At 51.9% G+C, this 11,725-nt stretch carries 11 protein-coding genes; 4 read left to right on the top strand and 7 right to left on the bottom strand.

Annotated features, from left to right (window positions below; all coding sequences use genetic code 11):
* Nucleotides 1–416: 416 nt before the first annotated feature.
* The 6 genes from AACY82_RS16455 to modA all read right to left on the bottom strand — a co-directional run bounded on the left by AACY82_RS16455 (nucleotide 417) and on the right by modA (nucleotide 6,617).
* Nucleotides 417–653, bottom strand: coding sequence for a hypothetical protein (locus tag AACY82_RS16455; RefSeq protein WP_339617939.1), 237 nt, complete (start codon nucleotides 651–653; stop codon nucleotides 417–419).
* Nucleotides 654–660: 7 nt separating this feature from the next.
* Nucleotides 661–2,298, bottom strand: coding sequence for a hypothetical protein (locus tag AACY82_RS16450; RefSeq protein WP_339617938.1), 1,638 nt, complete (start codon nucleotides 2,296–2,298; stop codon nucleotides 661–663).
* A 546-nt stretch (nucleotides 2,299–2,844) separates the two neighbouring features.
* Nucleotides 2,845–3,939 (bottom strand): hypothetical protein, encoded by a 1,095-nt coding sequence (locus AACY82_RS16445; protein WP_339617937.1) that lies wholly within the window; start codon nucleotides 3,937–3,939, stop codon nucleotides 2,845–2,847.
* A gap of 353 nt (nucleotides 3,940–4,292) precedes the next feature.
* Nucleotides 4,293–5,267 carry an ATP-binding cassette domain-containing protein gene (locus AACY82_RS16440; protein WP_339617936.1) on the bottom strand — a complete coding sequence of 325 codons (975 nt, stop codon included), beginning with the start codon at nucleotides 5,265–5,267 and terminating at the stop codon, nucleotides 4,293–4,295.
* A complete protein-coding gene (modB, locus tag AACY82_RS16435) occupies nucleotides 5,254–5,916 on the bottom strand; it encodes a molybdate ABC transporter permease subunit (protein WP_339617935.1) in 663 nt (220 codons plus the stop codon). Before modB ends, AACY82_RS16440 begins: the two co-directional genes overlap by 14 nt.
* Nucleotides 5,913–6,617 (bottom strand): molybdate ABC transporter substrate-binding protein, encoded by a 705-nt coding sequence (gene modA, locus AACY82_RS16430; protein ID WP_339617934.1) that lies wholly within the window; start codon nucleotides 6,615–6,617, stop codon nucleotides 5,913–5,915. The genes modB and modA overlap by 4 nt, the downstream gene beginning before the upstream one ends.
* A gap of 258 nt (nucleotides 6,618–6,875) precedes the next feature.
* Here modA and AACY82_RS16425 point away from each other — a divergent pair, with 258 nt between their 5' ends.
* From AACY82_RS16425 to AACY82_RS16410, 4 genes are all read left to right on the top strand, one after another.
* Nucleotides 6,876–8,012: a transglutaminase domain-containing protein gene (locus tag AACY82_RS16425; RefSeq protein WP_339617933.1), complete on the top strand. Its 1,137-nt coding sequence runs from the start codon at nucleotides 6,876–6,878 to the stop codon at nucleotides 8,010–8,012.
* Between the two features lie 225 nt (nucleotides 8,013–8,237).
* On the top strand, nucleotides 8,238–9,176 hold the full coding sequence (locus tag AACY82_RS16420) for an endonuclease/exonuclease/phosphatase family protein (RefSeq protein WP_339617932.1): 939 nt from the start codon (nucleotides 8,238–8,240) through the stop codon (nucleotides 9,174–9,176).
* Nucleotides 9,160–9,558, top strand: a complete 399-nt coding sequence (locus AACY82_RS16415) for a DUF5329 domain-containing protein (protein WP_339617931.1) — start codon at nucleotides 9,160–9,162, stop codon at nucleotides 9,556–9,558. Before AACY82_RS16420 ends, AACY82_RS16415 begins: the two co-directional genes overlap by 17 nt.
* Nucleotides 9,555–10,514: a DUF6635 family protein gene (locus AACY82_RS16410; protein WP_339617930.1), complete on the top strand. Its 960-nt coding sequence runs from the start codon at nucleotides 9,555–9,557 to the stop codon at nucleotides 10,512–10,514. The genes AACY82_RS16415 and AACY82_RS16410 overlap by 4 nt, the downstream gene beginning before the upstream one ends.
* Before the next feature lie 50 nt (nucleotides 10,515–10,564).
* Here the strand turns inward: AACY82_RS16410 and AACY82_RS16405 are convergent, their stop codons facing one another.
* Nucleotides 10,565–11,698 carry an AI-2E family transporter gene (locus AACY82_RS16405; protein ID WP_339617929.1) on the bottom strand — a complete coding sequence of 378 codons (1,134 nt, stop codon included), beginning with the start codon at nucleotides 11,696–11,698 and terminating at the stop codon, nucleotides 10,565–10,567.
* Nucleotides 11,699–11,725 lie beyond the last annotated feature (27 nt).

Genomic DNA, 11,725 nt, shown 5'->3' with positions numbered 1-11,725 from the left:
TACACTTTTTACTTCAGCCGGATAAAGGGAAAGCCCTTTTGTGTGATTCGGCGGCTGTGTCGATAGCCGTGTCCATTCCCATTGCGCCGTTTTCAATAACAGGGGATTTGGTGAAAAATCCTGCAGCATCAGCGTTCTCAGATTTTTCAACTTGAATCGATAAAAGGTTGTCAAACTTGTCATGTATCCGTTTATGGCTGCCCGACGCCTTTGTGACAGACTCTACGCAAACGGTCGGAGCGGAGCTGTGCTCGTAACTGTCGCAACCTAATCCGTCTGATCTTGGTATGTCGTCTTTGCCTTTTGTGGATATGAGCGAGCCTGGAATGAGGTGGTGGCCGGTTTGTCCTTTACAGCAACCTCCGTTGTTGGATGACTCGACGTTATCCCGTTTGCCCTGTGATTTGAAATGCTTTTTATTGTTGTAAGGCACAAGGGAGCATATTCTGGCCCTTAGGCCAGTCAGCGTCGGCGGCCTCTGTGAGCCCGTCCAGGTGAGCGCACAGCAGGTGCTCGGTGTGCGCCAAACGCTCGGCATCAACGATAAAAGAGTAGCGGGCTTTATCCCACTGGCCCCAATAAAACGCCGCGTCACCGGCGTGGCGTTTTATGATCTCGGGGATGGGGACGCGTAAGGCGCGTAACGATTGCATTGGTGCACTAGCCCTCGTGCTCGTCAATTTCAACCAGCTTGTTCATGGTGAAAGAGTTAAACAGCAGGGTCCATTCGCCATCTTCGCAAAAGGCGGCACCGCTTAAGCCCGCGAGTAGCATTACGCCGTCGTTAACGTATAGGTGCCCGGCGCACGCCTCGATATTGGCGGGTAGGTCGGCGCGCTTTACTTTACCTTTATAAATCGTCCACACGCCGTAGTCATTGGTGCACCAGACTCTGTCGCCAAACCATACCATGTCTCTAAAGCCGGTGGAGATGCCACCGCTGTAGATCTTTTTCCACTTATTGTCGCGGCCCATATAGGTCTCGGCTTCGTAGCCGGAGATGTACACCTTGCCGTCGCCGCCGCAACACATGGATTTCAAGGTTTGGTTGCTGGGAAAGGCGATGGCGCGCCACTGCTGGCCGTTAAAGTGCCATACGTCACCATGGCCGCCTGCGGCGTACAGGTCATTCTCGCTAAAACCGTCGATGTCGGAGAATCCAGCTTCGGTAATATTTCTGATGGTGTCGCCAGTATCCAATACTGGCAACGTGCCGACTAGTGATATCCAGCTGCTCTCATCTAAGCGCTTTGCTATTGTTCGACGTCCCCCACAAAAATAAAGCCAGCCAGCAATGGTTTTCAATCGTGTTATAGCACCTCTTCGAACACCTCCGCGTACAATTGCTTGAATGCGGGAGTCCTCATGGGCCGGACCACTTCCCGTAACGTATACGCGATCTTCTAAGTCATCGCTCGCGACCGTAATGGAGTGACTTTTGGGGTGGTTGGTGGCGCCTATGCGGCATGTGTGCCAGCCAATAAGGTCCGTGTGAAACCACTGTCTTCCGTCCTCAAAAGGCTCTCGAAAAAACGTGATAACTCGTTTTGGGCGAGTGGCTAGGTCGTAGTTACCTTTATCGTACTCTTCAATCTCTTCATCGGTTAAGATTTCAGACCCGATAAACATAAAAATATCTTTAGTTCTTATGGCGCAGTCCGTGATGGAGTATTTTTTCAACACCTCTTTGTATGCTTGTGGGCTTACCATGCTGGTAATTTCGGGTTTTGGGGGTGTTTGGTCAGGTCTAATTTGGGTGCCTTTTTTTATTATCTTGATAATATCTTCCGCGTCATAAGGATCAATAAGAAACCCCAGGCTGTGAGGCTTGTTTTTATAGCTAAAATGAATGGAGTTTGCCGCGAGCCCTATAAGCTGAAGTCCAGCGGTTAAAGGTGGCGGGTGGTCTAAGCGGGTCACTGTCTTTAGGTCTCTTATTTTTTCGGTAATAAATGTTCGGGTGAACCCGAATCCGGCTATTTCTCGTCTGTATAAAAGTGTTCCATTTGAAATGATAATGATGTCTTTTCCTTTGATGCGAAACAAATAAGCATAAAGCGCCAGCACCACATTAAAGGCAGATCCGATCATAAAAAGTGTTGATATTATGCGAATGATTTGGTTGTTTGAAAGAATAAAGATTGATATGGGGATAAGGGAAGCAATGACTAGAAAAATCAAGTAGATCTTCAAGAAGATCGTCATGAAGTTGAGTTTTTTTGAACTTACGATTATGGTTGTTGAGTCTGATGTCGTATTGATCTTCGATTCCCATCTGCCAAATTCCATGTGATCCATTTAATGCTCCTTAGGGGTTGGTGTCATATTTTTTATGTATCATAGCGTTAGTATCGCTATGTGGTAGGTTGGTTATCCCAATATGGCAGTCAACGGGCTGCCCCGATTTTTTAGCGTTAAGGTTATTTAAGGGTTTTAATGGCGTCTTCCATTAGAGCATCGTATGTCTCTTCATCAACATCATCGTTGACGATAAAAACTAGCTGTTGACTATTCCAAATAGCACAGTAAATAATATTGAATCCCTTTATATGTTTTTCTCATCTGATTTTTGTTAGTAAATGCCTTTCCGTATTGTTTCCATTCATTATTCCAGTTCTCCTGGTGAGCTAGGTGTTTTGCCATTTTAACCTTTAGCGTTCAGCATAGAATCCGATTGTTTACATGCCCGCTCGTAAAAATCTTCTACTTGCGATCGAATACAGTCTTTTCGGAACAACGACAATGGGAATGCTTTCATGTGCGAGGCGTCGGTTGCATAACCCGTGTGGCGTTTGACCTTTTGTGGGGGGCGCGCGTAAGGCTTGTAACGATTGCATTGGTGCACTAGCCCTCGTGCTCGTCAACTTCAACCAGCTTGTTCATGATGAAAGAGTTAAACAGCAGCGTCCATTCGCCATCTTCACAAAAAGCGGCGCCACCTAAACCGGCCAGTAGCATCACACCATCGTTAGCGTATAAATGCCCCGAGCAGGCGGTAATTTCATCGGGTACATCGACGCGTTGCACCTTGTCATCAACAATCTCCCATAATCCGTAATCACTGGTGCAATAAACACGGTCTTTGTGCCACACCATGTCTCTAAAGCCAAGGGTAATACCGTAGCGGTTAATGATGGTCCAATGGTCGCCGCGGCCTTTAAAGGTAATGCCTTGGTAGCCCGAGATGTACACATAGCCATCGCCCGCGCAGCAAAGCGACTCTAAAGGATCGTTAGACGGGAAAGGGATGGGGGTCCAGTTTTCACCATCAAAATGCCAGACGTCGCCTCTTCCGCCCGCAGCGTAAATATCGGTTTCGCTAAAACCGTCTACGTCTCGGAAGCCGGAATCTAAAAACGATTCCATTTGTTCTTCTGGCATTTCGGGTAGATTTTTGTTCAGGGTTTGCCACTGGCCCTTGTCTAAAAATTTGCCCAATGTGCGATTGCCACCCACGACGTAGGCCCAACCCTCAATGGTTTTTATTCGATGAACTCCTCCTTGAATAAACCCACCTAGCGGAACGCCGTTTTTGGCAACTCTGGGTGGGAAAGGCATTTTCTCGGCAGGGCCATTGCCGGTTATAAAAGCTTGATCATTTAGACGAGTCGAGAGCTCAAGCGTAAGAGAGTGATTGCGCGGTTGGTTGCACGCGCCGATGCGTGGGGTGTCCCAGCCGATTAGGTGGGTTTGAAACCATTGATCCCCATTTTCATCCGGATCTTTAAAGAAACTGACAATTTTTTTGGGGCGGTAGTCTAGGTCGTAATCATTATCTTCGTAGTACTGAACCTCTTCGTCCGTTAAAATCTCAGACACTATAAAAACGAACATATCGTTAGCGCGTACTGCACAGTCGGTAATCGAATATTTACTTAGTATAATTTTGTAACTTTCTAAATCCATCATAATATAATCGCTATCTTTGATGTGTCGCATTAGGTGCGCCTTTAGGTAGGCCAACCGTCACCATCAGAGAGGCCCAAGCCGCCATTTTTGTGGTTTTATACCGCTACGCTTAAAACGCAACGGAGCTTTTTATAAGCTTAACGATGGTGGTAAATACCAATACCAAACCGTTGCGTATGGCGAAAACTGCGAAATAGTTTGCGGGGTAGGGTAAGCATGGGGCGCGTCCTGTTGCGGTGTTTATTGATTCCATTAACGCAGCGCTGAAAGCGCCTGTTACCTAGGGCGAACATTTTATAAGACTGGGCGGGTAACGGGGCTAACCTAGTGGTGGGGTTGCTAAGTTTGTGATGCGGTTGGCACTATTGTGGCTAAGGCGCGGCCTAAGCGCTGTTAACCGCGTGGGCTTTAAATTGTGCATAAACGCAAAGCCCTTTTGCCAAGCCTAAGGTTGTTGCCGCTTTTGGGGTAATAAGCGCGTATAGCTGGTAACCGTGCCAGTCGAGGGTGGCTATTAAGCTGGTGTCGCTAATGTGGCTTAAACCGGTAACGGTGACGCTAAGCGTGTTGGCAATGCTGGAAGGGCCGGGTTGCTGGTGGGCAATGGAAACTTCGTGAGCATCGATGCGGACGCGCAAGGTGTTGGGCGCGAGCGGGCCGCAATCGAGGGGCTGGCCATTTACCAGCACTTGGCCGTTTAGTGACGGGCCGTCTAGCGGCCACAGGGCGCAGGCGTTACTGGGGTGGTTGAGTACGTGGGCCCGGTGGGCATCGGCTAAGGTGCTGAAGCTGTTGCTTTGCCAGTGATACACCCAGTGGCAGGTGGCGGCTAAATCTTGCCATTGATGGCTGACTAAAATGGCCGAAAGTTCACGCTGGGCGGCGATGTGGCGTATAGCGTTTAATACGTGGTGAGCCGCGTTAGCGTCTAGTGCCGATACGGGTTCATCTAATAACAGTAAATTTTTTGCGCATATCACGGCCGCTAATAACGCGACCCGCTGCCGCTCGCCGCCCGATAGGGTGTCAGTATATTGTTGCAGCAAGGGAGTGATGCCTAACTCGTGGGCATCGCGCTGCCAATGGTTAGCCTGATGCAATGCGGCCAATGCGTTGAGCATGGTGTGTACCCGTTGGTTGGGCCAGAGCGCGGCACTTTGCGCGGCCCAGCCCAAGCCGCGCTTATGGCTGGGTAGTGTCAGTAAATTAGTTTGTGCACCGCGCTGCAATAGGCCTTTGGTGCCGCAGGCCATATGAGTTAACAGTTGCGTTTTACCACAGCCCGACGGGCCGCTAATGCCCAGCCATTGGCCTTGGGGCCAGCGCCAGTGTTGGCCGTCTAGCTCAAGTTGCCACACGAGTGTGCCCTCGCTTTTTTTGCCAGCTGTAAAGCACTACCAATAATGCAAAAGAGGCGGCCAGTAAACCACCGGCAATACGGTGGGCCTGGGCAAAGTTTAGGGTTTCGACCTCATCGAATAATAAAATAGACAATACTTGGGTCTCGCCGGGAATGTTGCCGCCAATCATTAATACCACACCAAACTCGCCCACGGTGTGAGCAAAACCCAGCGCGGCGGCCATCACAAAAGCGTGGCAAGTGGCGGGCAATACAATGTGCCGCAACAATTGCCACGGGTTTAACCCTTGGCTGCGGCCCAGTTGCAATAGGCGCGTGTCTAACTGACTAAAGCTGGCGGCGAGTGGTTGCACCACAAACGGCAGCGAGTAAATTACCGAGCCGATCACCAAGCCCATAAAACTAAACGCTAACCCCGACTGGCTAAATTGGCCGATGGCGCCATCGGGGGCCAGTAATAAGAGCAAATAAAAACCGAGCACGGTGGGCGGTAAAATAAGCGGCAGGGCGACGGCGGCCTCGACCAAAGTACGCAAAAAACGCGAACGGCCCTGCGCCAGCCACCACGCTAATGGGGTGCCCAGTACGAGTAGCACTAAGGTGGTGACCAGTGCCAGTTTGCAGGTAATCCAAATGGCGGCGTTCACGGCTTGGCGGCTAGGTATCCGTTTTGCTGAATAAAGTGTTGCGCGGCATCGCTGAGTAAAAAGCTTAAAAACGTTTGTGCGGCGCTTGAGTTGTTAATCACGCTGGCGGCTTGGGTAAGCACGGGGGCGTGCGGCAGTGGGTACCAGTGTAGCTTAGGTGCCAGTTGCCGAAAGCTGCTGGCCACCAGTGCGCAGTCGGCATTGCCTGTTACCGCAAATTGCAATGCCCCGGCTACGGACCCGGCTTGTACTTGTTTGGCGCTAAAGTGTTTGCCGTGCTCGGTAAGCCAGCCGGCAGCCGCTTGACCGTAAGGCGCGGTGCGGGTATTCGCAAGGGCGAGGGTATTGGCTTGCTGTAACGCGGCCATGGCGGCGCTGGCGTTATGGCCACAGGCGGCAATTAATTGGCCGCGGGCGTACACCACCGGCTTGGCGCCTTTATCTTTCGCGTACAGCGCCTCGGGGAAACCGGCATCGGCCGATAAAAATAACCCAAACGGCGCACCGGCTAAAATCTGCTGGGTGAGTGCACCGGAGGGGCCGCTAGAGACGGTGATGGCAATATCGTTTTGCGCTTGCCAAAGTGGCAGTAATGCCTCGAGGGTGGGCTTGAAGTTACTTGCCACGGCAATGCGCAAGGTCTGGCTGGCCTGGGCATGGCAGGCAACAATAAGTAGTAATACGGTGGTTACAGCTTTCATGGGTTGGTACCAATAGCGGTGGCGCTTTAGTGCTGGGCCTAGAGTACTATTGTGCCATAGTGGGCCGCGTGCTTCAGGTGCTGCGATGTTTTGTTTTTGTTGCACTGCCTTTGGGGCGATAAAGGCTCGGGTTGGGTGGGGATCTAGCTATTGCCGTAGCGCACCAAGGCGGTGCGCAATTGGCTTGCCAGTACTGGCGAAAGCCCGTGGCAGGCGTATACTGAAGAGGTTAACAATCACATAAAAGGAGCGCTGGCCATGTACCAGATAGCTTCAATAGGCTTGTTAAAGGTTGTCCTCGCGTGCCTCTTGCTGAGCGGCGTGTCGGCCTGCACCAGTACAGCGGTGACTCACATAGTGCCGGCGCCCGATAAAGCATTAGTTGAGCGCGCGTTATCTGGCGCGGCGCTGGATATTTTGCATCAGACGCCCACGCCACGTATTGCCCCGGATGAGCTGCTTTCGTTAACTCCTGAAATGGCAGAGTTTGCCGAGCAAGCGGTGAGCGGCCAACGGCGTGATGCCGATAAAGTGCGAGCCCTGCACAATGCTTTGCTGCTGCCCGAGTCGGGTGGTGGTCGCGGTGTTTTGTATGAAAGCGCGGCGACTTATACCCCCGCCGAGACCTACCGGCAGCGCCGGGCCAATTGCCTGAGTTTTTCGCTGTTGTTTGTGGCGATGGCGCGTCATGTTGGCCTGGATGCGCGTATTAACGATGTCGCGATACCGCCCACGTGGGGGCGGGTTGGCGATCGCCTGCAGTTTATGCGGCACGTTAATGCCAAAGTGAACTTGCGCCACAGCATCGATACCCTGGTAATCGACCTGGATATGCGTAATTATCGCGCTTATTACCCGCAGCATGTTATTAGTGATCGCAGCGCTAAAAGTCAGTTTTATAACAACCTCGCTATTGCGCCGTTGGATGCGCAAGGCGGCACGCTCGCCAATCGATTTTTTAATTTAAAGCAGGCTTTGGCGTTGGATAGTAGCCAAAGTTTTTTGTGGAATAACCTGGCGACTTTGTATCGCCAGCAGGGCCTGAATGATTTGGCCGAAGCCCTGTACGCCGAGGCGCTGGTACGCAACCCGCAAGATTTAACCGCAATTCAAAACCTAAGCCAGTACTACCGGCAGGAGGGCGAGCTGGTGCTGGCGGCTAAGCTCGATGCGTTGGCTTACCAGCACCGCGAAAGCAACCCCTATTATCAGTATCGTTTGGCCTCTAAATATTACCGCAACGCCGAGTACCAACAAGCCGCGCAGCGAATTGAAAGCGCGATTAAAAAGCACCCGGACGAGCCGTTGTTTTATAAGTTGGCCGTGGATATTTACGACACTTTAGGTCTTACCCGCAAAGCGCAAAAAGCCCAGCAAAAACGCGAGCGTTTATAACGCCGCCTGCAGGCCCAGCCTGAGCTTTGCGGCGGAACTCGCGCGCCAAGCACTTGTCATATAAATGCGGCCTGCACCGCTTGCTATTCAGATCTTTCGCCGTAACTTAATGCCCAAACCTGCGACATTGTGATTGTGCGGTGCGCCCCACTATTATTTACGGTTACACTTTATTGTGTAGGTTGAACGCCAACCCGGTTATTACCGCTTAGGACTCACGCTTTTATGGCTTATTTGGCAAAACCCTCTACGCGGGACAAGCCCGTCCCTGAGGTTAGATTACGGCCAAGGTTTCCCCTCTGGCGCAAGGCATTGCTGGCGATGGGTATCGGTTTGTTGTCACTCGTTGTCTGGGCAAAAACCGGTGCTAGCGATGGCGATACTGAACTGACGGATACCGCGAGCACCGCCGAGGCCTGTCAGACCAAGCTGCGCGCCAGCCGCGCGCAAACCTATGGCGCGGCGTATCAAGTACCCAGTACTTTCTCGATTTTAAGCTGGAATATTTATAAAGCGCAGAACGCCCATCTACTGCAAGACTTAACCACGTTAAGTCAGGATGTGGATATCGTTTTGTTGCAAGAGGCATTGGAAGATGAAAGGTTGGAGGCGCTAAAGCCCTACTGGCGTTTTGCACCGGGTTATCACTCCGGTGATATGCAATCGGGGGTAATGACCTTAAGCCGCTGGCCGGCGGCGGTGCACTGCCAGTTTAGCCATGATGAGCCCTGGCTAAACACCCCAAAAGCGACCAACGTGGTGGAGTACGTACTGCAAAATGGTGAGCGTTTGTTGGCAATTAATCTACACGCCATTAACTTTACCTTGGGCACGCAAGCCTACCGCGAGCAGCTTAGCAGTGCGGTGGCACTGATGCTGGAGCACGATGGGCCGATTATTTTTGCGGGCGATTTAAACAGCTGGAGTGATTCGCGCCGCGACATACTAACGGATTTGCTCGAACCACTCGGTTTAACGGCCACGGAGTTTCCGGAGGATAACCGGACCTTAACCTTTGGTATGGCGCTGGATTACGTGTGGCTGCGCGGCGTCCATATTAGCGCCGCGCAGGTGCCGGTATACGAAAGCTCTGACCATAACCCACTGTTGGTATCCTTGATGATTACCGAGCCTAAGGAGGCCTCGCATGCGGTGCAAGATTAACGCGCGTTGGATTAGCTTAATTGTTTTGTTTGCGCTAGCGCTGAGCGCCCATGCCGACACAAAAGACGAGCGCGAAGTGGCTTATTTAATCGATTTTGTCGCCAATAGCGGCGCGGTGTTTGTTCGCAATGGCAGCAAGCACAATGCGCAAGAGGCCGCCGACCATTTGGCAATGAAGTATCGGCGCGCGGGGCGCTATGCGAAAACTGCCGATGACTTTATCGATAATTTGGCCAGCAGAAGCTCTATCACCCGTAAGCCCTATACGATTATTTTGGCCGACGGTACCGAAATCCTATCGCGCGATTGGTTGTACTCGGCCCTTGAGGCGTACCGCGAGCAACACACTCGCCACTCGTCAGAGGACCCTGCCGCCCCATGACGGTAAAGCCCGCTGCCGACACAGCGGATCAAGCCGCGTTAGTGGCGGCCATTGAGCGTGGTATTGAACGTTACTTTAACGAATGCCGCAGGCGTGTTCCCGCTTTTGTGAAACGGCACTTTCACTACCCCGGCGCCTGGCAGACTAATCGTCGGGCGCTGGGGTGGGATATGTTGCGAGCGCCGTGTAACTTATTGTGGGTGCCTTTTTACCTTGCGCTGCAAGGGGTAGCGTGGGGTGTCGCTGCGCTTAATATGGGCCGCTTAGCGCGGCTGTTGCGGCGTGTTCCCAGTGGTATGCAGACGACTATGCAGCGCTATTTAATGCAGTGCGCCACGAGTGAATTACTGCTGCGCACGACAGATCAAAACCGTTTGCGCGAGTGCATTGTGGCGGCGATCATCGAGCACGAATCATTAATGCCGGCGTCTGGCGCAATAACCGGGGCTGAAAACGAACGGCATTTAGAGCAAAGCTTGAGCGATGCGCTATCGCAGTACGCGCTAACGCGGACTGCGACAGCCGACATAAGCAATACGTTGCTGGCCACTATTGCCGGCGCTTTTACTCTGCAAAAATTTACCCCCGGCGGTATTGCCATTGGCATGACGTTGGCCGGTATCGTGGCCAACCGCTGGGCGGCGTGGGATTTTATTTTGGGCCCTACAGTGGGAGGTTGGTACTACGCACTGTTTCCGATTAGCCCCGATGCAGGTTTGATTGTATTTTCAACCGCGGCGGTGATGGTGTTGATGGCGATATTTGCTTGTTTCTCGGGGCTTATCTCCGACCCGTTACAAGGCTTTTGCGGGATTCACCAGCGTCGCCTTAACCGCATGCTCGATAGCTTAGAGCGCGATTTAAAGCGGCGCACCAGCGGTAGCTTTCGGCCTAAAGATGCCTACCTGGCAAGGTTGCTGGATATTGTTGACGCGGCGCGAGTGGGGATTACCTAAATCGGGGCTCGCGGTAAACGCGCCCCGATAACTTGGTAATAGACAGGGCTTTATTGCTCGGGTGTCTCGATTAAGGCCGAGTCGGTATCCAGAGTCTCGTTTAGGGTGTCGGGCGAGCTGTCGTCCATTGGGTGCTCGACATTGATCTCGCGCATAAAAATACCCCAAAAGGCAATAAACAGCGCGGCGATTAACGGCCCGATGACAAAACCGTTAATGCCAAATAATGCCATGCCGCCTAAAGTGGATAGCAGTACTAAGTAGTCCGGCAGCTTGGTGTCGCGGCCGACCAGAATAGGGCGCAATAAGTTGTCGACTAAGCCGATGACACCAGCACCAAAAGCGATAAGAATAATGCCATCCACATAGCTGCCCACGGCCAATAAGTAAGCCGCAACCGGTGCCCAGATAATAGCGGCGCCCACCGCGGGCAGGAGCGATAAAAACGCCATGACCACAGCCCAGAGTAAAGCCGCCGGAATCCCCAGTGCCCAGAAGATAAACCCACCCAGCGCGCCCTGCACGATGGCGACCACCAAATTGCCTTTGACGGTGGCGCGAGTTACCTCGGCAAATTTAGCAAACAGCAGGCGCTCGCGGGTGTCGCCCATGGGCAGCGCCCGAATCATTAGCTCTAATAAACTGCTGCCATCGCGCAATAAAAAGAAGGTGAGGTAAAGCATTAAGCAAAAGCCGATCACAAATTTAAAGGCGTTTTGACCAATGTTAAAGGTGTATTGCGCAATAAATTTGCCGCTGTTCATAGCAAAATCGACGGCTTGCTTTTTTAAGTCGTTAAAGTTTACGCCAAAGCGCTCTAAGGTATCTTTGACGATAGGAAAGCTGCCCTGAAACTGCTCGATCTTTTTGCCGGGGTCTAGCTCGCCGGAGTCGATTTGTTGATACAGTGCTGCGGCTTGAGCGATGACCGAGGTGACCAAGAAGATAACCGGGATAATCACAATGATCAGGCAAAACAGCAACGTAATAAGCGAGCGAATGTTAGGGCGGTGTTTGAGTCCGCTTAAAAAACGAGTTTGCGCCGGGTAAAAAATAATCGCCAGCGCGCAGGCCCAAAATACCGGGCCAAAAAAGGGCTGTAAAATACATAAAAACGCGATGGATACGATGATCAGTAATCCAAGAAACGATTTTAATTCGAGAGTTTTTCTAAACTCAGACATGAGTGTGCCTCATCGCATAATCGCTGT

This window comes from uncultured Gilvimarinus sp. (assembly GCF_963972205.1).
In the GTDB taxonomy this organism is placed as follows: domain Bacteria; phylum Pseudomonadota; class Gammaproteobacteria; order Pseudomonadales; family Cellvibrionaceae; genus Gilvimarinus; species Gilvimarinus japonicus.
Note: the sequence above shows the minus strand (reverse complement) of the source record. Positions and strands in the feature narration are given on the sequence as shown.